This is a genomic window from Rufibacter roseolus (assembly GCF_017916365.1).
Lineage (GTDB): Bacteria > Bacteroidota > Bacteroidia > Cytophagales > Hymenobacteraceae > Nibribacter > Nibribacter roseolus.
The window spans coordinates 1540959-1563627 of record NZ_JAFMSU010000001.1 but is presented as its reverse complement, the minus strand read 5'-3'; the positions used below and the strand labels follow the sequence as shown (position 1 = coordinate 1563627).

Genomic DNA, 22669 nt, shown 5'->3' with positions numbered 1-22669 from the left:
AAAATGAAAAGGCCGGCCAAAGACCTTCACCCATCTTCCTTTTCATTTCCCACCTTTCGCAAAAGTCACGCTTTGCTTTGCTCTGATATTAGGCAAGCAGAATTTATTTCAGGGATCATCCACGGGGATAGGGGTTGCCTTAAGGTTCTTTGTCTATATAAGCGGCCAGGGTTGAACAATTTACTGGCACTCTCATAGACTAACTTCTATCACATATTCAAACCCTTCATTCCTTTCTGTTATGAATTCAAGACTTTCTATGCTTGGCGGGGCTTTGGCCCTCTTCCTTTTAGTGCTTCCGGCACACGCTCAGTTCAACATCGCTGACAAACTCAAAAGCAAAGTCAACGAGAAGATAGATGCCAAAATAAACAAAACGGCAGACCAGGTAACCAGCGGCAAAAAAGCAACTAGCGGGGCAGCAAAGGAAAGCCAGGAAACTGCGGCAGAGGAAGCAGAAGCCGAGGGCACTGCGGCTGCCCCGGAGGTTAAGGCGAAAGTCTGGACCAAATATGATTTTGTGCCCGGTGACAAAGTACTGTTCGCCGATAACCTCAAAGGCGAGGAAAACGGCGAGTTCCCTTCCCGCTGGGATCTGAAAAATGGAAACGCGGAGGTAGCTTCCTTTGGCGGCACTGATGTGATTCACCTGGTGAGCAACGGCACCGCCATCAGCCCGCTAATGAAGACCGAGAACTATCTGCCTGAAACGTTTACCGTAGAGATGGACGTCTACTTTGACTCAGATAACCCCAACATGGCTTATGAAATCTATTTCCTGAGCGACGCGAACAAGTACAACGAGGCTACCCACGGCATGTTCTGGGACCCGATTGTGATTTCGCCGGAAGGGGTACACTTCAAAAACTTCGGGTCGAATTCTGCTGAGTTAGAGGCTGCCGGTACCAAAAGCCAGTGGCGCCACGTGTCCATCGCCTTCAACAAACGCAGCATGAAAATCTACCTTGATCAACATCGCCTCATCAACATCCCCAACGTCACCGGTAAACCGGTTAACCTGAAGATCAAATCAGATAGACGGATAGAAGGAAATGCCATGGTGAAAAACGTGTTCATTGCGGAGGGCGGTAAGAAACTTTATGACCAGGTGCTGGCCACCGGCAAGATTGTGACCTACGGCGTAAAATTCGATACAAACAAAGCCGTGATCAGGCCAGAATCTATGGGTACCCTCAACAGCATTGTAAAACTCATGCAGGAGCAACCTTCCCTTAATTTCAGCGTAGATGGCCACACTGACACAGATGGAGACGACGCCTCTAACCTGAAGTTGAGCCAGCAACGCGCCGAGGCTGTGAAAACCTACCTCGTGAGCCAGGGCATCGCGGATAGCCGTCTGAAAGCCAAAGGCCAGGGTGAAAGCAAGCCGCTGGACAAAGGCACCACGGCAGAGGCCAAGGCCAATAATCGCAGAGTAGAGTTTGTCAAGATTTAATTACCCTAGCCCATTACCTACAACCAACATGCTCTTTTAACCTATCAAAGCTGTTTCTTCATGTAGAGGATGTAGAAACGACTTTCTACCATAAAAAAGGCCCGCTGTTATATAGCGGGCCTTTTTTATGGTGTTTTGTGAAAACCAGACGCTAAGCGTCGGCCGTTTCGAGAAGCATGGTATTTACTTAACTAACCAGCATACTCTAATCTCTTCAACCTGATTCTCTCCTTTTCCGCTGTTAAATAGTAAATAGTCATTGACTCTACACATCCTATGTCAGCATCAACCAAGAACCTATTGGCAATAGAAAGAGTGAATTCCTGGGTGTTTTCGTCAAAAGTCAAGGTAAGTCCGTCTGGGCACCCGCTGCTGTCCGGATTATACCCTTTGGGTGCTGAGCCAAAGGAATACTTCTTTTCAAATCTCTTGGTAGCCCGTAAGGAATCAGAGTTGATTGATTTCAGGAAGTCTACCAGAATTTCTTTACTTGGCTGAGGAAAGCTTAATCTTTCCTCTGTGGTCATCCGGACCGAGTCTTTTGATATACTGGAGTTGACTTGGCTAATAAAGTCTTCTACCTGCTTGTAGTTCCCTTTTGAAATCTTCTTCTTTATTGCCAAGAGGCTTTGGAGACCATCTTGGAAGGCTTGCTCACCAGACTCTTTGTCAAGGGAAATCGCAGGGTTTTCCTTTGAGTTACCAACCGTTGTTTCAGCTTTAGACGAACCATCAGAGCAACTTGAAAAAGCTAGAACCAAGAAGGCTAGCAGGAGGATATAACTTCTACTCATGTCTACTTTTCCTATGCCTGAAACGGAACCGTCCGTTTCTCCTGGCTGCTTTGCATGATGAGTTCCACTACTCTGATTACGTCCCGGGCCTGCTCGGGCTTTACCGCCAGCGGCGCCTCTCCTTTGATAGCCAGGTAGACATTCTCATAGAAGCTGCGGTAATGGCCAGGTTCGCTTTCTATTTTCCCCGTGAAATGAAGACCTTGGAACTCGGTGTTCAATTGCCCCCATATGCTTTCGGGCTCTACGCCCCAGTTAGGCGTAAGGTGGGGTAGCAAACCATCATTGAGGGCTTTTTCCTGCACGTCCAAGCCGTACTTCAGGAAGGAGCCTTGGTCACCGTGGAGGATGTATCTTGGACTTGGTTCCCGCACCAGCAACCCCGCCGATAAGGTTACTTTGAGATGCTCATAGAACAGTGTGGCCTCAAACTTGTCTACTACCGGACTGCTGGGGCGCTGAATTCTGACATCGGCGGAGATAGCCTGCGGGAGCCCGAACAACACCAAGGCCTGGTCAATGAGGTGAGAACCCAGGTCGAAGACGATGCCCGAGCCAGGGGCCTCTTCTTCTTTCCAGGTATTGCCTTTGAGCGCCGGCCGGAACCGGTCAAAGTGGGCTTTGTACTCCACCACGTTCCCCAGCACGCCGCTCGCCAGCACTTTCTGCACCGTCTTGAAATCGCTGTCCCAACGGCGGTTTTGGTAAACGGTAAGAATCTTTCCTTTCTGTTGGGCGAGTTGGATCAGTTCATCGGCCTCAGCGGCGGTGGGCGTGAACGGCTTTTCCACTACCACGTGCTTGCCTGCATTTAGAGCCTGTTTTGCTAAACCATAATGCGAACTGTTGGGCGTGGCCACCACCACCAAATCAATGGCTGGGTCATCTAGGATGTCATCTACCTGGCTCGTGATCTGCGTCTGTGGATAGCGGCTGCGGGCAATCTGGATGTTTTCCTCACGTGACTCCCGGATGCGCACCAGTTCCAGCCCGGCTACCAGGTGGATGAATGGCCCATGGAAAATGCGGCCGGCCATCCCGAAACCAATGAGCCCTACTTTAATGGTGTTCTGTGTTTCTGCCATGGAATGCTTTTCTGTTCTAATACTAAAAGTAGCGTTCCTCATGGGGTTTAACCTTTAACCCAAGGAGAAACGCTTTCATCTGCAAGGTATCAAAAGCCACTTACAGATATTAAAATTCTCTTTGGCAAAGTATTACACTTCGGTTATCTCAGCAGGATGATTTAAAACAGGAAAATTCCAAAAGCCTGATTCTCTGCAGACTTCTAGTGCCCAAACCTGTCTTTGTAGTGCTCTGCGGGTGCTGGCTATGGGCTTAGGTTAACGGCTCCAGGAACTAAAAAAGACATGTTCCGTAATATACTTCGTCTAAAAAGACAGAATGTAGATTTTAATCTCTACATTTGTTTATTATAACATTATCACATTAATGAAAAACGGTAAAGTAAAATTCTTTAATGATTCCAAAGGTTTTGGTTTCATCAAAGACGCAGACTCCAATGAGGAGTATTTCGTGCACGTATCTAACTTGGTGGACGAAATCAGAGAAAATGACGAAGTAACTTTTGAGCTGAAAGAAGGCCGCAAAGGTTTGAACGCTGTAAATGTGAAACTTGCTTAAGTTTTAATATACATCAGTCCTCCAAAAGGGCCTCACCACACGTGAGGCCCTTTTTGCTTTTAGGCCCTACCCATTTTCATAAATCCCTGCCCTGGAGAAATCAGCCTTTCCTTTTTGGCTTATTTTACAGAAAACAGGGCTAAAACAGCTTCAGATTACCGCAAGATTGTAGTAGATTACAATTGAAATATTCTTGGCATGGCGAGCCGCCCTGGAGCGGATTTCCAGGCAGCCAGGGCATTTCACTTTACAGATCTTCCTTTTTAATACCTATGCCTTTTACTAAACACGGAAGTCGTTTCTTCCTCCTGGCAGCCCTTGGGCTGAGTTTCTTTGCCTGCTCCACTCCCGATAAAAAAACAGAGAATGCTCCTGCCGTATCTGCCACGCCGGTAGTGACGGCCGGCGCCAAGACAGAACAAGCTCCGGCTCCATCTACCCAAACAACCGCTGCCCCCACCGATACTGAACCAGCCACTGCCTCCACCATCCTGGCCCGCCCGCAGGTGCCCATTCTGTGCTACCACCAGATACGTGAGTGGAACTCCCATGACGGAAAAGTAGGCAAAGACTACATCGTGAAGCCCCATGAATTCAGGGCCCAGATGAAGATGCTGGCTGATAGCGGGTATCACACCATTTTGCCAGACCAACTGCAAGATTACCTCACCAAAGGCACCCCGCTGCCCAGCAAGCCCATCATGCTCACCTTTGATGACACCAAACTGGACCAGTACACCGTTGCTAAACCAGAACTGGACAAGTACGGCTTCAAAGGCGTCTTCTTCATCATGACCGTTTCTATTGGTCGGCCCAACTACATGACCAAAGAGCAGATCAAAGAATTGTCAGATGCCGGGCACGTGATAGGCTCCCACACCTATGACCACCACAACGTGAAGAAGTACGAAGGCAAAGACTGGATCACCCAGATTGAGAAACCCACGAAGCAACTGGAAGCGATCACCGGCAAACCCATCAAGTACTTTGCCTACCCATTTGGTTTGTGGCGACCAGAAGCTATTCCTGAACTGAAGAAACGTGGTTTTGACGCGGCTTATATCTTAGCTACCAAACGTGATCCGCAAGACCCGCTGTTCACCATCCGTCGCATCATCGCCAGTGGTTACTGGAGCACTAAAGGTTTGCATAATAGCATTGTGAACAGCTTTTAAGCGAACCTAGAAATTCTGTTTGTAGGGGCAAAGAGCATTCCAGGCCTATTTCCGGAACTCCATCGCTGGCGCGAGCCTCCGGCTCGTGTCCGCACGTATTCCTGAAAGTATTCGATACACACTCTTGTCATCTTACAAAGTTCTTGTGAGCCAACAAGAAAAGGCTTAGAAAAACGCTACTCTCGTTTGCCCGCAAGGTTCTTTCAGGATGACAAAAAAGGATCAGCAATGTGTGCGGACACGAGCCGGAGGCTCGCGCCAGCGAGAAAAAGAAAAGTGTTTAGGCCTGTTTTTAGAAAAACAGGCCTAAACACTTTTTAGTTAATGGAAGGTTACTACTCCTCTCCTAGCACTTCTCCAGCGCCTGCAGAATATCGTTCAATATATCGTCGGCGTACTCCAAGCCTACGGAGATTCTGATGAGCCCTGGCGTGATGCTGACGGCTTGGCGTTCTTCCTCGGTGAGTTTGGCGTGGGTAGTGCTGGCCGGGTGCGAGGCAATGCTGCGGGTGTCTCCCAGGTTAGCCGTAAGCGACATGAGTTGCAGGCTATCCAGAAACTTGCGGCCGCTTTCCAGGCCTCCTTTCAGCTCGAAACAGAAAAGCCCGCCGCCGTTCTTCATCTGCTTTTGGGCAATCTCAAATTGCGGATGCGTGGGCAGAAACGGATACTTCACCCAGGTGAGTTTGGGGTGATCCTGTAGTCTTGTGGCGATGGAAAGGGCGTTGGCCGCGTGGCGTTCCATGCGCACGTCCAGCGTCTCCAAGCTCTTGCTCAAAACCCAGGCATTGAACGGCGATAGGGCCGGACCTGAGCTTCGGCAGAACAGGTAAATGTCTTTGATCAGCTCTTTTTTGCCTACTACTACACCGCCTAGCACGCGGCCCTGTCCGTCAATCCACTTGGTGGCGGAGTGCACCACCAGATCGGCGCCGTACTGGATGGGCAACTGGTTTACGGGCGTGGCGAAGCAGTTGTCCACGTTGTAGATAAGGTTGTGCTTTTTAGTCAGCTTACCGGCAAACTCCAGGTCAATAATGTCCAACCCGGGATTGGTAGGCGTCTCGATGTACAGCATCTTGGTGTTCGGCCGGATGGCCGCTTCCCATTCCTCAGGCTTGTCTGCAGACACGTAGCTGTACTCAATGCCGTACTTGGGCAGGTACTTGGTGATGATGGTATGCGTGCTCCCGAAGATGGAATTACAAGCCAACAAATGGTCTCCCGCTTTCAGCAAGGCCATAAACGAGGCGAACACGGCACTCATGCCCGAGGAGGTGGCATACCCCGCATCGGCACCTTCCAGGGCCACCATCTTATCGGTGAACTCCTGCACGCTGGGGTTGCTGAACCGGCTGTAGATGTTGTCATCGGTTTCATCAGCGAAGGCGGCCCGCATGTCCTCGGCGTTATCGAAGGCGAAACTGCTGGTCAGGAACATGGGTGTGGCATGCTCCATCTCATTCGTACGCTCGGTCTGTATTCTGATGGCTTTGGTAAGCGGATGGTATTCCATGGGTTAATGTGCTAATTTTTTAATGTGCTAATGGCTGGCCATTGTAGCGGCGTTACACCGTAACGCCGTGGTGCCCAAGTACCAACACAGCCTCAAATCTACTAGAAGCTTCTTCCTACGGTGTAGCAAGGCCTATTCTCTATGTGGCATTATCGTTTCATAGTACCACGGCGTTACGGTGTAACGCCGCTACATTTCTTCGCTTCTGTACGCTCCTGAAAAACTCAAGACGCAGAACTTACCTGCGCCGTAACGCGCACTTCATAGGTAACCTGGGCACCGGCGCGGCGCAGGGTCTCGGCTACGGAGCAGTATTTCATGATAGAGAGTTCGCAGGCACGCTCGGCTTTGCCTTGGTCAATGGGGCCTTGCAACTCAAACACCACGTGCACGTTCGTCCACAGGGAGGGTTCTTTGCCTTTCTCGCGCTCACCGGAGATATCCATCTTAAAGCCGGTTACTTCCTGCCGCTGCTTTTTCAGGATCATGGCTACGTCAATGCCGGCACAGCCGCCCAGGGCCATCAGCAGCATCTGCATGGGGCGTACGCCAAAGTTCACGCCGCCGCTCTCGGGGCTGGTATCAGTGGTGATTACGTGTCCGTTCGCGTCTTTGGCCTCAAAACCATAGTCTCCGCATACGCGGTTCATCTCAATTCTTATCATTTTTATTACGGTTTTACACCTGTAGGCCTTTACTTTGCAAAAGTTAAAGGTACTACATGAATTATTTCCAATATAACCAACCTTTTGAATTAGAAGGCGGGCAAACTTTTCCGGAAATCACAATCGCTTACCACACCTTTGGTAAGCTGAACGCAAATAAAAGCAATGTGGTCTGGATTTGCCATGCGCTTACCGCTAATTCCAATGTGTTGGACTGGTGGGATGGTATAGTGGGGGAAAGTAAAGTCATAGACCCTGAGCAGCATTTCATTGTCTGCGTCAACATTCTGGGCTCCTGCTACGGCAGCACCGGTCCGCTGAGCACAAATCCCCAGACCGGGGAACCTTATTACAACACGTTCCCGCAGGTCACCATCCGTGACATGGTACGGGCGCACATCCTGCTGCGCGAACATTTGGGGCTAGAGAAAATCCATATTCTGGCAGGAGGCAGCTGTGGTGGCTTCCAAGTTCTAGAATGGGCGGTAGCAGAGCCTGAGGTCATTGAGAACCTGTTTCTGTTGGCTACCGCCGCCGCTGAAAGCACCTGGAGCATAGGCATCCATACCACGCAACGCCTCATGCTGGAAGCCGACGGTACCTGGGGAGAGCTCAGCCCTACCGCGGGGAGTAAAGGCCTCAAAGCAGCCCGAGCCCTGGGTACGCTCACTTACCGCAATTATCACATCCTGGCCCAGAACCAAACCGACCCAGACCCTGAGAAACTAGACAATTACCGCGTGTCTTCTTATTTGAATTACCAGGGCGATAAGTTGGTGAACCGCTTCAATGGCTACAGCTATTGGTTCCTGACCAAGGCCCTGGACAGCCACAATCTTTCCCGCGGACGGGGCGGCCGTTTAGAGCCTGTTTTAGCAGAAATACGCCAGAAAACGCTGATTATTGGCATCAGCAGCGATATCCTGTGCCCCGTGCAGGAGCAGCAGTTCCTAGCCCAGCACCTGCCCAACGCGTCTTACGTGGAGATCGATTCCAACTACGGCCATGATGGCTTTATCATTGAAGGGCAAAAGATCTCTCAGCATTTCACAGCCTGGTACGCAGAAGTGCAGAAAGAAAACCCGGTTTCCGGCACCATTCTTTCCGTCTAGATTTATCACTCCAAACTAAAAAGCGCTTGGGGCCTGTTTTCATGAAAACAGGCCCCAAGCGCTTTTTAGTCCATCTCTTTTCTAGAACAATCCTGCGGCTTTTAATAGGATGCGCAGGCTCCAGATAATCACCAGTGTTCCTACCGCAATGAACATCGTTTTCATGGGCAGTTTTCCCACTAATCTGGCCGCAATTGGGGCCGCTAACATGCCCCCTAATACCAGTCCCACAATCACCTGCAGGTGACTCAGGCCCAGCATGGCAAAAAACGTCAAGGCACTGGCAAACGTCACGAAGAACTCCGTGATACTGACCGTCCCAATCACAAAACGCGGCGTGCGGCCTTTGGCAATGAGCGTGCTGGTCACCAAAGGTCCCCAACCGCCTCCCCCGAAGGAATCCAGAAAACCGCCAGCCCCGGCCAGCACCCCAGCCATCTTGATCTTTTTGCGCTCCTTGTTTTTCTTGAACGCCGTGTAGATGATTCTGGCCCCCAGCACCAGCGTGTACGCCGCCAGAATAGGCCGCACATAGTTCGCGTACTCCTCCCCTATTTCTGACAGAAGCCAAGCTCCTACAATAGCGCCTATGATCCCGGGCACCAACAGGACCTTGAACAGTTTCCGGTTCACGTTTCCGAACTTGTAGTGACTGAAGCCCGAGATCCCGCTGGAGAAAATCTCGGCAGTATGGATGCTCCCGCTAATGGCCGGCAGGTTAACGCCCAAAGACAGCAATACAGTGGTACTGGTAACGCCGTAGCCCATGCCCAAAGCACCATCTACCATCTGCGCCAGGAACCCGGCAAAAACCATCCAATAGAAAATCGGCTCAATGTTCCCCACAAAGGCGGAAACCTCGTCAAACGTAATAGCCGAGAACACAAACCGGCCCAGGATCATGAAGAAAAAGGCCAGAGCCGCGCCGGAGGCGATCTTTTTCCAAGGTTTTTCCGGCCGCCGCGGCGCCACCGGAGCGGGTCTTTCGTTCACGGCCAGCACCTTGGTGATATCATTGAGCTGGGTCACCTTGGCCGAGAAATCACCGGAAAGTTGATTTCGGATGGACTGCATGTTGTCCAACACCTCGTCCAGTTCATCGGGCAGCGTCTCGTTGAAGGTCTCCTTCAGGCGCTTGGCCATGGTGGGCGATTTGCCGTTGGTGGAGATGGCGATCTTGAGGTTACCTTTCCGGACCACCGAGCTCAGGTAGAAATCGCAGAGTTCGGGCGTATCTGCCACGTTCACCAGTTTGCCCTGGCGCTTGGCTTCCAGGCTGATCTCCCGACTGACTGCGCGGTCGTTCACGGCCACAATCACAATATCGGCCCCGTCCAGATCCTCCGGGCTGAAGGGTTTGAGGATAAGGGAAATATTGTTCTGTTCCTGGGCCAGCTGCAGAACGGCCTCGTTAAACTGGGTTGCCACCACTTTGATGGTGGTTTTGGGCGAATTCTGCAGCAGCGCCGTCAGTTTCTCCAGGCCCACGTTGCCTCCGCCCACTACCAACACGCGCAGATGTTCCAGCTTCAGGAAAACCGGGAACAGTTCGTTTTGCTCTTTTATAGCAGCGGTGGAGTTCATCTTTTTAGTTTCTTCGGGAGGACCCAAAATAGTAGCTTAATCAAATATAAATGTAATCTCAAGTAAACCTATCAGGTTTAAGATTATTAATCCGTGTTTAGGGGCTACTTCCTTCAAAGTAGCCCCTAAACGCAAACCTGCCTGGGCAGAGAATGAGACGGAGAGTCTGGCAGCAGCCCTGCAAATCCTTACAGGGCTGCGAAAATGTTAGTTGACCAGTGTGCGGTAAGCGAAATCACCAAAGCGCTCGCCCGCCAGACGGTTCTGCTTGAAGGCCCCGAACAACACATCCAGTTCCTGCAGAATGGCCGCCTCATTGAGGTTCTCTTTGTAGAGCTTGTTCAGGCGGTAGCCTTGCTCATCGCCGCCCAGGTTGAGGTTGTAGTGGCCCGGAGCCGTGCCCACAAACCCGATCTCAGACAACACAGACCGGCCGCAGCCGTTGGGGCAGCCTGTCATCCTGATGATGATTTCCTCATCTTGCAGACCATGATTCGCTAAAACGCCGTCAATCTTGGTGATGAGCTCCGGCAGGTACCGCTGGGCCTCGGCCAAAGCCAACGGGCAGGTAGGCAGGGCCACACAGGCCATGGAGTTCTTGCGCACCAGTGAAGCCGCCTCGGTGTGCGGGATTACGCTGTGTTTTACCAGAATCTGCTCAATTTCGGCTTTGTGCTCATCAGTGATGTCGCTGAGGATCACGTTCTGGTTACAGGTGAACCGGAAGTTGGCTTTGCCGGTCTGGGCTACCTCCAGCAGGGCGGTTTTCAAGGCCGCGGTTGGCAGATCGGTGATGCGCCCGTTTTCCACGAACACCGTGTAGTGCCACAGGCCGGTGTAGCTCTGCGCCCAACCGTAGTGGTCAACGCGAGTCTTCAGTTCAAAGGCCCGGGCCGGCTCCAAAGCGAATCCTGCACGTTTTTCTACTTCTGCCCGGAAAACGTCCAAGCCCATGTTGTCCACGGTGTACTTCAGGCGGGCCAGTTTGCGGTCGGCCCGGTTCCCGAAATCGCGCTGCACAGTCAGGACCTCATACACAGCCTTGAACAGCTTGTCGTCAGATTCCTCGGTGCTCACAAAGCCGATCTCGGTGGCCAGGCGCGGGTAGGTTTCCGGGTTTCCGTGCGTAAATGACAGACCGCCACCCACCGCCAGGTTGAAGCCTTTCAGTTCCCCGTTGTCAATGATGGCGATGAGGCCTAGGTCCTGCGCGAAAACGTCTGAGTCATTGTTAGGCGGAATCACCAACCCGATCTTGAATTTGCGGGGCAGGTAGCGGTCCTGGTACAAAGGGTCCTCTTCCTCTACCTTGTTGTAGATTTTCTCCTCGTCCAGCCAAACATCATAGTAAGAGCGGGTCTTGGGCAACAAGTAGTCACTGATTCTATCGGCGTACTGGTAGATGCGCTCGTGGAGCGGAGACTCCAGCGGGTTGGCAGAGGCCACCACGTTCCGGTTCACGTCGCCGCAGGCGGCGATGGAATCCAGCCCCACCAGGTTGAAGGCTTTGATGGTGGGCTTGGTCTTGGCCTTCACAATGCCGTGCAACTGCAGCGTCTGGCGCGTGGTGATTTTGATGACGCCCGTGGAGTTCTCACCCGCGATGTTGTGGGTGGCAACGTACTGTTCTGGGGTCATGAAGCCGCCGGGCAGGCGCAACCGGATCATGAAGGAAAACAGGCGCTCCAGTTTCTTGGCGGCGCGCTCCTCACGGCGGTCACGGTCATCCTGCATGTACATGCCGTGGAACTTCACCAGCGCAGTGTCATCCTCGCGGATGGCCCCCGTGATCTCGTCTTTCAGGCTTTCCTTCAGCGTGCCGCGCAAGCCTTCGCTCACCTCTTTTATTTTCTCTATAGGAGACAGATTCTTTTTCTCAGTTGACATGGTAACCGGTCTTAATAATGACAGGAAGTTTCCTGTTTGGGTTGTTTACCATTTTAGGCCTGATTCCGGGGAAACAGGCCTAGAACAGAATTTGATTGATGTCTTTCGCTGGCGCGATCTTGCAGGAAAACAGTGTACTAATACACGTCTTTCAGGTAGCGGCCTTCTTCTTTCAGTTGCTCCAGGTACACGGCGGCTTCTTCTGGGGAAGAACCGGCGCCCAACCCGATGATCTGCAGAAGGGTGTTCTCCACGTCAACGCTCATGGGTTCTTTGGCCCCGCACACGTACACGTATGCGCCAGAAGAGAGCCACTCATAGAAAGCGTCGGCGTTTTCCTGCATCTTGTGCTGCACGTACACTTTCTCCTTTTGGTCGCGGGAGAAGGCGCCGTTGAACTTGGTCAGGATACCGGTTTCGTACCAGCTCTGGATCTCGGTCTGGTACAGGAAATCGGTGGCGAAGTGCTGGTCCCCGAAGAAAAGCCAGTTGCGACCCTCGGCCCCGGTGGCATCGCGCTCTGCCAGGAAAGAGCGGAAAGGCGCTACTCCTGTGCCAGGCCCGATCATGATCACGTCCTTGTCAGCAGCCGGCAGTTTGAACTGGCTGTTCTTGTGGATGTAGAACTCCAGTGGCTGGCCTTCTTTCTGCTCAGAAAGGTAATCTGAACAATGGCCGCACAGCAGCTCCTCGTTGATTCTGAACTCGTCTCTGGCTACCGTCACGTGGATCTCGCCCGGATGGGCCTCCAGCGACGAAGAGATAGAGTACAAACGCGGGGCGATAGGTTCCAGAATCTGTATTACCTCTTTGAACTGCTCGGCGTCTTTTACCGGGTAAATTCTCAAAAGGTCCAGTAAATCAATGCGGGTGGCGGGAATGTCCTGCTCCACCACCTCAGCGTACTTTTTAACCACGCGCTCAGGCAGGTAGGTGATATTTACTTTGTCCTGCAGCAGTTCTCTCACCGTAGACTCGCTGTTGCGGTGGGTCACTTTGTCCTCCGGTGAGATGCCGGTCACCTTCAGGATGGCCTCTACCGTGAAAGGACGGTTCTTGGGTACCACGCCCAACGCATCACCGGGTTCGTAAGCCAAATCCTCGGCCTCTATCTCAATGTGGTGCGTTGACTTGTTAGACCCTATGTCATTCAATACGATATTGGTGAGAATAGTGCCGTTATATATTTTCTTACCGGTTTTCTTGGCCGGAGCAGGGGCAGCAGCAGGTGCCGAGGCTGGGGCTGCGGCATTGTTCAGGGTCTGCAGCACGCTCTGGAACCAGGCGTTGGCTTCGTCCTCGTAATCCACGTCGCACTTCTGGATGGGCACTAACGGACTACCGCCCAGCCGCTGGAGTTGCGCGTCCACGTCCTCCCCGGCTTTGCAGAACAGCGGGTAAGAGGTGTCACCCAGTGCCAGTACGCTGTACTTGAGTTTGGGCAGCTTTTTATCGGTTTGGTGCACGTAGTCATAGAACTTCTGGGCGCCGGCCGGCGGATCTCCCTCTCCCTGCGTGCTGATGACGGTTAAGAAGTATTCTTCCTTCTCCAGGTCATTTAGGCGGTACTGGTCTAGGCTCACCACGCGGGCGTTGATGCCGCTTTTCTTGGCTTTGCCCGCCAGATCAGTGGCCACGCGCTTGGAGTTGCCGGTCTCGGTGCCGTACGCGATGGTTACCTTTCCTACCGCTGGCTTGGTGGCAGGAGCCGCAGACTCAGCGGCCGGGGCGGCTACCCCAGGGGCAGAAGTAACTCCGGCCAGGTAACCGCTCATCCACAACAGTTCCTCTTTAGACGATTGCTGGACCAGATCCAGGAAGGTTTTTAATTTAGCTTCTGCTAACATGACAGATACATTATTGAACTACCAAGCCCACTTGTTCAGCGACCGGTTTGAAGTAATATTCTCTAGTTGGGTTGTTGGAAAACCACTTGAACTCATGGTGCAGGTTCACCACTTTGCCAATGATTACCAACGAAGGTGAGACAAACGTCTTCCCGCCCAGGTTCCTTTCATAATCGTACAAACTGCTGGTTTGCACGTGCTGCAGGGGCGTAGTGGCCTGTTCTACCACAGCCAGTTGTTTCTCCTCTGAGATACCGTGACGCGTGAGTTTCTCCACTACCTCAGCCAGCCGCTCACTGGACATGTAGAACACCAGGGTGTCCTCCGTCTGGGCTAGTTCCTGCCAATAGGCATCGGTGAGTTTGCTATAGGTGTAGAAGGTGAGAAAACGCACCGCGGTAGAATGCTGCCGGGCCGTTAAGGGAATGCCGGCGTAGGCCGCCGCCCCTAAGGCTGCGGTGATGCCGGGGATGATCTCGTACTCAATCTCGTGGGCCACCAGGCTCTGCAGTTCGTCCAGCACGTTGGAGAAAATAGACACATCGCCGCCTTTCAGGCGCAACACGTTTTTACCCAACAAGGCGTACTCCACCAGCAGCTCGTTGATGGTCGCCTGCGGCGTGGTGCCTTGGCTCCGGCACTGCTTGCCCACGTACACGACCTCCGCCGAGGGCGAAGCATACGTTTCCAGGATCTCTTCGCTCACCAACCGGTCCACCAGAATCACCTGGGCCTGGCGCAACGCCTTCACCGTCTTCACAGTGATCAGGTCAGGATCGCCGGGACCGGCACCTGCAATGATCACTTTTCCTTTTTGTGGCGCTGCTTGCATGCTTTTGTTTGTAAGTCCGCCGCCTCCCGTGCGGGCGACGGCGGCAATGGTATGAACTTCCGTTTTAGGGCCGTTTTCTAGATTTCGGGCCAGAAAGGCTTCTCGCTGGCTTGGGTGGTGATCATACAGGCACCAACGGTTACGTTGCTGGTCTCGTCAATAAGGATGGCGCCGCCGTTGGCCCTCAATTTCTGGTAGGTGTCAAAGGCAATGGGTGAAGCTGTTTTGATGGTGGCTTTCACTACATCATTCAAACCCGCAGAAACCGGGGAGAGTTCTTTCTCCAGGGTGTTCACGTTTAGTTTGTATTCCAGTTCTTTCACCACACAGCGCACGTTGCGGCTGTTGATCTGCAGCAGGTAGCGGTTTCTGGGTACCAGCGGCGTGTTGCTCATCCAGCACAATACCACTTCAAACTCCTGCGCCACCTGTACCGGGGCATCCTGCTTCACAATCATGTCGCCCCGGCTGATGTCCACATCGTCTGCCAGGTGCAGGACCACGCTCTGCGGCGCGAAGGCTTCTTCTACTTCCTTGCCGCCCAGTTCAACCGCCGAGATGGTGCTCTCAATACCCGATGGCTGTACCACCACCTTGTCGCCTTTGCGGTAGATACCGCTGATGATTTTGCCAGCGTAACCGCGGTAATCAGGCAGTTCTTCGGTCTGAGGGCGGATCACATACTGCACCGGGAAACGGCCCTCAGTGAGGTTAATGTCTTCTGATACCTCCACGGTCTCCAGCACACTCAGGAGAGAACCTCCGTCGTACCAAGGCATGGAGGTTGATTTCTCCACAATGTTGTCGCCGTTCAACGCACTGATGGGAATGTAGGTCACATTCTTCAGGCCCAAAGAAGCCGCCACCTGGGAGTAATCGATCACAATGTCATTGTACTTGTCCTGCGAGTAGTGCACCAGGTCCATCTTGTTCACGGCCACCACCACATGCGGCAGGTTGAGCAGCGAAACGATGATGGAGTGGCGGCGGGTCTGCTCCACCACGCCGTGGCGGGCATCAATGAGGATAATGGCCAGGTCTGAGTTAGACGCGCCGGTCACCATGTTGCGGGTGTACTGGATGTGGCCCGGCGTATCTGCGATGATGAATTTGCGCTTAGGCGTAGAGAAGTACTTGTAGGCAACGTCAATGGTGATGCCCTGCTCCCGCTCCGCGCGAAGCCCGTCGGTGAGCAAAGCCAGGTCCACACGGCCTTCTTCCTTGTTCTTGGTGCTCCGCTCAATGGCTTCCAGCTGGTCTACCATGATGGACTTGCTGTCATACAACAAACGCCCAATCAAAGTACTCTTGCCATCGTCTACGCTCCCGGCGGTTAAAAATCTTAGAATATCCATTTTCAATGAGTTCTGAGTCTTGGGTTCTGAGTCTTGAGTCTGTTTTCGGCCTGCTTTCTAAAAAACAGACCTAAAAGGAGGCTCACCCCAAGGTGCTCTTTCTATATCTTTCATCGGCTGCGCCGACATTCTTCATTTATTCACTTTCATGAGGCGGAGCCGAACAATTCTCTCATTCACTCCAGCACTCAATCATTCATTCACTTAGAAGTATCCGTTTTTCTTGCGGTCTTCCATAGCAGCTTCGGACACGCGGTCGTCAATGCGGGTCTGGCCGCGCTCGCTGGTGTTGGTGGCGATGATCTCGTTGATGATGTCGTCCAGGGTAGAGGCGCTGGATTCTACGGCGGCAGTACAGGTCATGTCGCCCACGGTGCGGTACCGCACGGTTTTGCGGGTCACCACGTCAGACTCATGCAGTTGTACAAACTCGTTGGTGGCTACCAGACGGCCATCGAACTCCAATACTTCGCGCTCATGGGCGAAATAGATGGAAGGCAGCTCAATGTTCTCGCGGCGGATGTAGTTCCAGATGTCCAGCTCAGTCCAGTTGCTGATAGGGAACACGCGCACGTTCTCGCCTTTGTTGATTCTGCCGTTGTAGATGTTCCAGAGCTCAGGGCGCTGCAACTTAGGATCCCAGGAACCGAACTCGTCACGTACCGAGAAGATACGCTCTTTGGCGCGGGCTTTCTCCTCATCGCGACGGGCGCCGCCAATGCAGGCATCGAACTCAAACTCCTCAATGGTGTCCAGCAAGGTGTAGGTCTGCAGACCGTTGCGGCTAGGCAGCTTGCCTTTCTGCTCAGTTAGGCCTTTGGCTTTGATGGTGTCTTCCACGTTGCGCACAATCAGCTTCTCGCCTATGGTCTCCGCCAGGTAATCTCTGAAGTCCAGGGCTTCCTGGAAGTTGTGGCCAGTGTCAATGTGCACCAGCGGGAAAGGGAACTTGCCGGGTCTAAAGGCTTTCAAAGCCAAATGCACCAACACAATAGAGTCTTTTCCGCCGGAAAAAAGAAGAGCTGGGCGCTCAAACTGGCCCGCCACTTCTCTGAAAATGTGAATCGCCTCTGATTCTAACTGATCCAGGTAATCTAATTTATATGCTGACATAATCTGAAAATGCTATGCTAAACAATTTTGGCTAATGAGTTGGCTACCCCTGGCTGCTCCTCAGTTACGTGAAGGCCGCACTCTTTTTTGCTGGCGTCTTCCCACCACCAGCGCCCAGCCCGGAAATCCTCGCCTGGCTGGATAGCGCGGGTGCAAGGCGCACAACCAATGGAAATGAAGCCTTTGTCGTGGAGCTTGTTGTAAGGAATGTTGTTCTGCTTGATGAAAGCCATCACCTCATCGGTGGTCCAGTACAGCAACGGGTGAAACTTGATCAACTGATTTCCTTCGTCCCACTCAAACTTGGGCAGAACGCCGCGGCCCGGAGAGTGCTCGGCGCGCAGACCGGTAATCCAGATGGAGTTGCCCGCCAGCGCGCGCTTCAGCGGCTCCACCTTTCTGATGTGGCAGCAGTCTTTCCGGTTCTGGGTAGACTCATAGAAAGAATTGGGCCCTGTGTTATGGATAAACTCCTCCAGCTGCTCATTGTTAGGGTAGTAGGCCTTAATGCGCGTATTGTACGCCTCATTGGTCCTGCTCCACACTGAGTAAGTCTCGGGGAAAAGGCGGCCGGTGTCCAACGTGAAAATGCGGATAGGGAAGTTGTTCTCCAGGATATGATGCGAGATCACCTGGTCTTCAAAGCTGAAGCTGGAAGAGAAAGTCACCTCATTGGGAAAACGATTGACCAGCAACGCTAACGTCTGGTCTATGGTTAAGCCTTCTGTCTCTTGTATTAATTGAGACACCTGCTCTTGTTTTGAAGAGGCCATGGCAAGAAAGTACTAGGTAAGAAATTGAATTATTGGGGTGCCCGAGTAGGCAATAGGTATTTGTTGACTGCCAGAGATTAGCAACAACAGCAGCAGGAGCTGCAACAGCAGAAGCGCATTCGCTTTGTATGAGAAGAATAGACCATGTAGTCTGTTATCTGTATCTGTCTGTTAATGAAGATGACACAAAGGTAGGGACCGATCTTCACAAATCAAGTTTTCCTATCAATTTAATAGAGTTTATAGATAAAAATTTAGGAGGTCTACCCTCCGTATTTTTATGCAACTCCCAATGAATCATCTCCAGCATTAACGCATTCTCAAAAACCAGTGTTCCCTTTTAGCCCTCTTTTTTTGAAAACAGCCTTAAAGCTTCAAGCTTTTATCTCTTTACTCCACCCAAAAAAGCATCCCTGCCGCAAACCCCTGATTTGGAACTGGTTCCCTATGAACCCACCCCTACCCCTCTAAGGAGGGAAATTTAGGAATGCGTCAGAAAGCGGTTGAACAGCAGTCTTAGTTATTGGTGATAACACCAATAACGGTGGCGAGGTTGAGAATGGAATGGCAACGAAAAAATTTAAGGGCACCTTTTGTGGGTGCCCTTTCTGGTTGCTAATGGTTGTTTCCAGAAGCTGCCGGTTATTGCGGAGGACCCGTTGGAGACAAGGCATGCCTTGTCTCTACATTCTACAACCAATTATAACAAGAAGAGGACAGCAGCAATTCCCACCCGTCCGCAGGACGATAAAGGCATTGCACCGGTTCCATAGCAAGGCAGCTAACATGCACTCGTCGGAGGTTGGGCGCATGCGTAACCCAACCTCCGACGAGTGCAGGCAGTGGCTTTTCCAGCTGCAGTGGCCTGCGTTGGCTATGGAACAGATAGCTTTAGCCAGGTGGTACTGAACTGAAGCCTCACTGTCCGAGCGTCAGCGAGTTTGAGGCTTCTTGATTCTTTTGGTTACTTTTCTCATCAAGGAGAAAAGTGACAAACGCCCGCAGAACGCATCTGCAGCCTTGAGGCTTGGTAAGGAAGGTAATAGGAAGTAACTGCTCTTTAAAGGATCTGCAAGAAGATCGGCAGGTGTAAACACCCCTCTTTATCTCCCCTCAAGGGGAGAATCTCAGATATTGGAAAGTGAAAGCGTTGAATTAACAGGCAAGCAGAGGGCAATTCGAGTTTGAGGCTGGCGCCTCATTGCAGTTGCAAACTGCAGACCATGGTAGGTCCAAGTTGAAAACTTGAACCAGAAAAGAGAGGGCTTGGAAAAGTAAAAGGAACTAAAAGAAAGCAAGAAGGCCGCTACTGACAGCAGCATCCAAAATCAATCCCTACCTTCACCGCTTCAAACCCGCGCATCAATGCACACCCTATCCCAACTACAGGCCGGCGAACTGACCGGGGCAAAAAGACTGAAGCTATCCTGTGACCTGACGGAGTTTCCCCTGGAAATCTTAACCCTCGCTGCTACTCTGGAGATCCTGGACCTTACGGGCAATCGCTTAACGCACCTGCCGGAGGAGTTTGCCCAACTCACAAACCTGAAGATCGCGTTCTTCTCTGAGAATGACTTTGCTGAGTTCCCGGCAGTATTGGCAAAGTGCCCGCAACTGAAGATGATTGGGTTTAAGGCGTGTAAGATCAGGCATATTGCCGAAGATGCCATTCCGGTGAATACCCGCTGGCTCATCTTAACCAACAACCAGATTGCGGAGTTACCGGCCTCCATTGGCAAATGCGTCCGCATGCAGAAACTGATGCTGGCGGGTAACAGGCTAACCCGTCTTCCTGAGGAAATGGCGGCCTGCCAGAACCTGGAACTGCTCCGGATCTCGGCCAACGAGATCACCCAGCTTCCGGAATGGCTGTTTTCCTTGCCGCGTTTGTCCTGGCTAGCCATCTCGGGGAACCCATGCAACCAGCACGACCACCAAATGGAGGAACTGGAGGAGATTGCCTGGCAGGAGCTGGTGCTAGAGGATGTGCTGGGCGAAGGCGCCTCGGGGGTGATCTCAAGGGCCCACTGGCCAAACCCAAAGGCGCATGATGCCCCGGCGCACGTAGCGGTAAAGGTGTTCAAAGGCGAAGTCACCAGCGACGGTTTGCCTGAGGACGAGATGCAGGCCTGCATGGCCGCCGGATCACATCCTAATCTGGTGCAGGTATTGGGTAAGATCACGCAGCATCCAGCGCTGAAGCAGGGACTGGTGCTGGAACTCATCCCGGCGGGTTACCGGAACCTGGGGGGCTCCCCCAGTTTTGCCTCCTGCACCCGCGATGTCTACCCAGAAGGAACCGTTTTCACTTTGCAGGAAACCCTGAGTATTGCGGGGGGCATTGCCTCGGCGGCGGCGCATCTGCATGCCCGCGGCATCATGCACGGCGACCTGTACGCACATAATACTTTGGTAGATGTATCAGGCCATGCGCTGTTTGGTGATTTTGGGGCGGCTACGCTGTATGACAAAACGGACGCACAGAAAGCCACTGCTCTGGAAAAGATTGAAGTAAGGGCCTTCGGATGTCTCTTAGAAGATCTGCTGGACCATTTAGCGCCGGAAGATGCCCATCATGCTTGCGTGGCAGAACTCTGGCAGCTGAAACAAATTTGTATGCACCCGGCGCCAACCCATCGGCCTGATTTTGCATCCATCGCGGAGCAGTTAGAAAGGATGCAGTAAGAAATTCTCCTCTGGCCTCTCCTGCCCTACTCCCTGCTTTTCTGTGACTACTCCGCCAGATGGAAGGCAGGAAAGCAGGTTTTGTTTTATGGCTGTTTTTCAGGAAATAAGCCCAGAACGGCGCCTCTTTGCGGGGTCGGTAAAAATAAGGAAACCTCTATACCTCTAATCCGGTACATGTAACCTTAGACATTCACTGGCTATCACCTATCCGCAGAAAAGTATGGCGAAACATACCTATGACATGGGGCTAATTGGCAACTGCGCCTACCTGGCCCTCATCCACAAAGACACCAATATTGAATGGCTCTGCTGGCCCAGATTTGACAGCAGCTTTGTTTTCGGCCCGATGATGGACCGGCAGAAAGGCGGCGAGTTCTCCCTTAAACCAGATGCCGAGGATTTCACCTCGAACCAGTATTACGTGGAGAACACCAACATTCTGTGCACCGAGATCACCTGCGCGGATGGCGCCTACCGCGTCACCGATTTCGCTCCGCGTTTCCGGCAGCACCAGCGCTACTACAAACCCCTGATGCTCATCAGGAAAGTGGAACCGCTGACCGGGTCGCCCCGCATCAGCGCGGTTTGCAGGCCTGTGGGTAACTACGGGCAACTGGAACTCAAGCGCCGCCGCAGCAGCAACCACATCGCGTTCCTGGGAATGGACGAGGAAGTGCGCCTCACCACCAACGCCTCCCTTAGCTACATCCTGGAAGACCAGCCCTTCGTGCTGAATGAGACGCTGTATTTTGTGCTCACCTACGGCGCCCCGCTGGAGGCCAATCTGGAAAGCACCGCTGAGGAGTTCCTGCGGCAGACCACGCGCTACTGGCGCATGTGGGTGAAGAACACCAGCATCAGCAACTTCTTCCAGGAGCAGGTGATCCGCTCTGCGTTAGCCCTGAAAATACACCAGTACGAAGACACCGGCGCCATCATCGCGTCGCCTACCACCAGCTTGCCCGAGCACCCCGGTAGCGGCCGCAACTGGGACTACCGCTTCTGCTGGATGCGCGACACCTACTACATCCTCAATGCGTTCAACAACATCGGTCATTTTGAGGAAATGGAGCGGTACTTCCACTTCATCGCCAACATCACGGCCAAAGACACGCAGCGCTACCAGCCGCTATACTCCATCAGTGCGCAGAGCAAACTCACCGAGATTGAGCTGGAGCTAGACGGTTACCTGGGCAACAAACCCGTGCGCATAGGCAACGATGCCTACACCCACATCCAGAACGATGTCTACGGCCAGATTCTGGTGGCTTTGCTCCCGCTCTACATTGACCGGCGCTTCAACGACGCTGAGCGCATTGAGTCGCAGAAGCTGATCTACAAGACGCTGGACAAGATAAAGCAGACCCTGCACGAGCCGGATGCCGGCCTCTGGGAGTTCCGCGATTTTGCGCAGTACCATTGCTACACCTACCTGTTCCACTGGGCCGGAGCATCGGCGGCGGCCAGCGCCGCCCGCTACATGGGCGATGAGGAACTGGGCAAAGTGGCTACGGACCTGATGAACCAAGCCGCGGCCAAAATTGAGGAGTGCTTTGACCCTGAGCAGGGCGTGTACACCCAGGCCATTGGGAAAACCCACATGGACGCCAGTACCCTGCAGCTTATCATGATGCACTACCTTGACCCTGCCTCTGAGCGGGCTAAGTCGCACCTGGCTGCCATGGAGAAAGAACTTAAAACCCCCGAGGGGCTCTTCTACCGCTACAAACACGCCGATGACTTTGGGGTGCCGCAAAGCACGTTCCTCATCTGCGCCTTCTGGTACATTGAGGCCCTGGCCTGCGTAGGCCGACTGGAGGAAGCTACCGCGGAGTTCGAGAACATTCTCAAATACACGAACCACCTGGGCCTGCTCAGCGAAGACGTAGACTCCAAAGACGGAAGCCAATGGGGTAACTTCCCGCAGGCCTACAGCCACGTGGGTCTGCTGAATGCCGCCTACCGCATCTCCAAACGCCTGGACAAACCATCGTTCCTGTTATAACGGTTTTTAACCTACCAAAGAGAAAGGCTCACCAGATTGGTGAGCCTTTCTCTTTTGCAGTGTTTTAGGGCTGAATTCCTGAAAACAGGGCTGAAATGGCCTTTGACACAGACGCTCGCAGGACCTCCGGACGCTGCGAGGTCTTTGGAGCTAGCGCTATAGCGTTGGCAGCCAAAAACTCCCCTCCTGAATCAGGAGGGGTGCCCGCAGGGCGGGGTGGTAG

The 22669-nt window shown here is 52.8% G+C and carries 17 protein-coding genes; 6 read left to right on the top strand and 11 right to left on the bottom strand.

The features are described 5' to 3' along the window. The first annotated feature begins 241 nt into the window (after positions 1-241). Complete coding sequence (locus J3P35_RS06180; protein ID WP_210463466.1) at positions 242-1456, top strand: OmpA family protein; 1215 nt, start codon at positions 242-244, stop codon at positions 1454-1456. A 191-nt stretch (positions 1457-1647) separates the two neighbouring features. On the opposite strand, the gene J3P35_RS06175 is transcribed toward J3P35_RS06180, so the two are convergent. Both J3P35_RS06175 and J3P35_RS06170 read right to left on the bottom strand, forming a co-directional pair. Beyond that, the gene (locus tag J3P35_RS06175; RefSeq protein WP_210463465.1) at positions 1648-2250 is read right to left on the bottom strand and encodes a hypothetical protein; all 603 of its coding nucleotides are present in this window, start codon (positions 2248-2250) and stop codon (positions 1648-1650) included. 11 nt (positions 2251-2261) lie between these two features. Then, complete coding sequence (locus tag J3P35_RS06170; protein ID WP_210463464.1) at positions 2262-3335, bottom strand: oxidoreductase; 1074 nt, start codon at positions 3333-3335, stop codon at positions 2262-2264. 367 nt (positions 3336-3702) lie between these two features. Between J3P35_RS06170 and J3P35_RS06165 the strand changes: the two genes are divergently transcribed. Both J3P35_RS06165 and J3P35_RS06160 read left to right on the top strand, forming a co-directional pair. After that, positions 3703-3894 carry a cold-shock protein gene (locus J3P35_RS06165; protein ID WP_062542753.1) on the top strand — a complete coding sequence of 64 codons (192 nt, stop codon included), beginning with the start codon at positions 3703-3705 and terminating at the stop codon, positions 3892-3894. 272 nt (positions 3895-4166) lie between these two features. Further along, complete coding sequence (locus J3P35_RS06160; protein WP_210463463.1) at positions 4167-5069, top strand: polysaccharide deacetylase family protein; 903 nt, start codon at positions 4167-4169, stop codon at positions 5067-5069. 346 nt (positions 5070-5415) lie between these two features. Here J3P35_RS06160 and J3P35_RS06155 read toward each other — a convergent pair whose 3' ends face one another. Both J3P35_RS06155 and J3P35_RS06150 read right to left on the bottom strand, forming a co-directional pair. Continuing rightward, a complete protein-coding gene (locus tag J3P35_RS06155) occupies positions 5416-6585 on the bottom strand; it encodes a trans-sulfuration enzyme family protein (RefSeq protein WP_210463462.1) in 1170 nt (389 codons plus the stop codon). 224 nt (positions 6586-6809) lie between these two features. Then, on the bottom strand, positions 6810-7250 hold the full coding sequence (locus J3P35_RS06150; RefSeq protein ID WP_210463461.1) for an OsmC family protein: 441 nt from the start codon (positions 7248-7250) through the stop codon (positions 6810-6812). 56 nt (positions 7251-7306) lie between these two features. Between J3P35_RS06150 and metX the strand changes: the two genes are divergently transcribed. After that, the gene (gene metX, locus J3P35_RS06145; RefSeq protein WP_210463460.1) at positions 7307-8362 is read left to right on the top strand and encodes a homoserine O-acetyltransferase MetX; all 1056 of its coding nucleotides are present in this window, start codon (positions 7307-7309) and stop codon (positions 8360-8362) included. 81 nt (positions 8363-8443) lie between these two features. On the opposite strand, the gene J3P35_RS22325 is transcribed toward metX, so the two are convergent. The 7 genes from J3P35_RS22325 to J3P35_RS06110 all read right to left on the bottom strand — a co-directional run bounded on the left by J3P35_RS22325 (position 8444) and on the right by J3P35_RS06110 (position 17753). Further along, complete coding sequence (locus J3P35_RS22325) at positions 8444-9946, bottom strand: TSUP family transporter (protein ID WP_210463459.1); 1503 nt, start codon at positions 9944-9946, stop codon at positions 8444-8446. A gap of 207 nt (positions 9947-10153) precedes the next feature. Further along, positions 10154-11833: an assimilatory sulfite reductase (NADPH) hemoprotein subunit gene (gene cysI / locus J3P35_RS06135; protein WP_210463458.1), complete on the bottom strand. Its 1680-nt coding sequence runs from the start codon at positions 11831-11833 to the stop codon at positions 10154-10156. A 137-nt stretch (positions 11834-11970) separates the two neighbouring features. Next, positions 11971-13680: a diflavin oxidoreductase gene (locus J3P35_RS06130; RefSeq protein ID WP_210463457.1), complete on the bottom strand. Its 1710-nt coding sequence runs from the start codon at positions 13678-13680 to the stop codon at positions 11971-11973. A 10-nt stretch (positions 13681-13690) separates the two neighbouring features. Continuing rightward, positions 13691-14512: a uroporphyrinogen-III C-methyltransferase gene (cobA, locus tag J3P35_RS06125; RefSeq protein ID WP_210463456.1), complete on the bottom strand. Its 822-nt coding sequence runs from the start codon at positions 14510-14512 to the stop codon at positions 13691-13693. Positions 14513-14589: 77 nt separating this feature from the next. Continuing rightward, the gene (locus J3P35_RS06120) at positions 14590-15867 is read right to left on the bottom strand and encodes a sulfate adenylyltransferase subunit 1 (protein ID WP_210463455.1); all 1278 of its coding nucleotides are present in this window, start codon (positions 15865-15867) and stop codon (positions 14590-14592) included. A 204-nt stretch (positions 15868-16071) separates the two neighbouring features. After that, positions 16072-16980 (bottom strand): sulfate adenylyltransferase subunit CysD, encoded by a 909-nt coding sequence (cysD, locus tag J3P35_RS06115; protein WP_210463454.1) that lies wholly within the window; start codon positions 16978-16980, stop codon positions 16072-16074. A gap of 17 nt (positions 16981-16997) precedes the next feature. Beyond that, entirely contained in the window at positions 16998-17753 is a 756-nt protein-coding gene (locus tag J3P35_RS06110; RefSeq protein ID WP_210463453.1) for a phosphoadenylyl-sulfate reductase, read from the bottom strand. Between the two features lie 1365 nt (positions 17754-19118). Between J3P35_RS06110 and J3P35_RS06105 the strand changes: the two genes are divergently transcribed. Beyond that, a complete protein-coding gene (locus tag J3P35_RS06105) occupies positions 19119-20438 on the top strand; it encodes a leucine-rich repeat-containing protein kinase family protein (RefSeq protein WP_210463452.1) in 1320 nt (439 codons plus the stop codon). Positions 20439-20661: 223 nt separating this feature from the next. Next, the gene (locus tag J3P35_RS06100) at positions 20662-22446 is read left to right on the top strand and encodes a glycoside hydrolase family 15 protein (RefSeq protein ID WP_210463451.1); all 1785 of its coding nucleotides are present in this window, start codon (positions 20662-20664) and stop codon (positions 22444-22446) included. Positions 22447-22669 lie beyond the last annotated feature (223 nt).

Bases quoted from the DNA above. Each gene is read 5' to 3' on its own strand.
- J3P35_RS06120 (WP_210463455.1), bottom strand. From the start codon at position 15,867: ATGGATATTCTAAGATTTTTAACCGCCGGGAGCGTAGACGATGGCAAG.
- cysD (WP_210463454.1), bottom strand. From the start codon at position 16,980: ATGTCAGCATATAAATTAGATTACCTGGATCAGTTAGAATCAGAGGCG.
- J3P35_RS06100 (WP_210463451.1), top strand. From the start codon at position 20,662: ATGGCGAAACATACCTATGACATGGGGCTAATTGGCAACTGCGCCTAC.
- metX (WP_210463460.1), top strand. From the start codon at position 7,307: ATGAATTATTTCCAATATAACCAACCTTTTGAATTAGAAGGCGGGCAA.
- J3P35_RS06180 (WP_210463466.1), top strand. From the start codon at position 242: ATGAATTCAAGACTTTCTATGCTTGGCGGGGCTTTGGCCCTCTTCCTT.
- J3P35_RS06170 (WP_210463464.1), bottom strand. From the start codon at position 3,335: ATGGCAGAAACACAGAACACCATTAAAGTAGGGCTCATTGGTTTCGGG.
- J3P35_RS06150 (WP_210463461.1), bottom strand. From the start codon at position 7,250: ATGATAAGAATTGAGATGAACCGCGTATGCGGAGACTATGGTTTTGAG.
- J3P35_RS06110 (WP_210463453.1), bottom strand. From the start codon at position 17,753: ATGGCCTCTTCAAAACAAGAGCAGGTGTCTCAATTAATACAAGAGACA.
- J3P35_RS06160 (WP_210463463.1), top strand. From the start codon at position 4,167: ATGCCTTTTACTAAACACGGAAGTCGTTTCTTCCTCCTGGCAGCCCTT.
- J3P35_RS06130 (WP_210463457.1), bottom strand. From the start codon at position 13,680: ATGTTAGCAGAAGCTAAATTAAAAACCTTCCTGGATCTGGTCCAGCAA.
- cysI (WP_210463458.1), bottom strand. From the start codon at position 11,833: ATGTCAACTGAGAAAAAGAATCTGTCTCCTATAGAGAAAATAAAAGAG.
- cobA (WP_210463456.1), bottom strand. From the start codon at position 14,512: ATGCAAGCAGCGCCACAAAAAGGAAAAGTGATCATTGCAGGTGCCGGT.
- J3P35_RS06165 (WP_062542753.1), top strand. From the start codon at position 3,703: ATGAAAAACGGTAAAGTAAAATTCTTTAATGATTCCAAAGGTTTTGGT.
- J3P35_RS06175 (WP_210463465.1), bottom strand. From the start codon at position 2,250: ATGAGTAGAAGTTATATCCTCCTGCTAGCCTTCTTGGTTCTAGCTTTT.
- J3P35_RS22325 (WP_210463459.1), bottom strand. From the start codon at position 9,946: ATGAACTCCACCGCTGCTATAAAAGAGCAAAACGAACTGTTCCCGGTT.
- J3P35_RS06155 (WP_210463462.1), bottom strand. From the start codon at position 6,585: ATGGAATACCATCCGCTTACCAAAGCCATCAGAATACAGACCGAGCGT.
- J3P35_RS06105 (WP_210463452.1), top strand. From the start codon at position 19,119: ATGCACACCCTATCCCAACTACAGGCCGGCGAACTGACCGGGGCAAAA.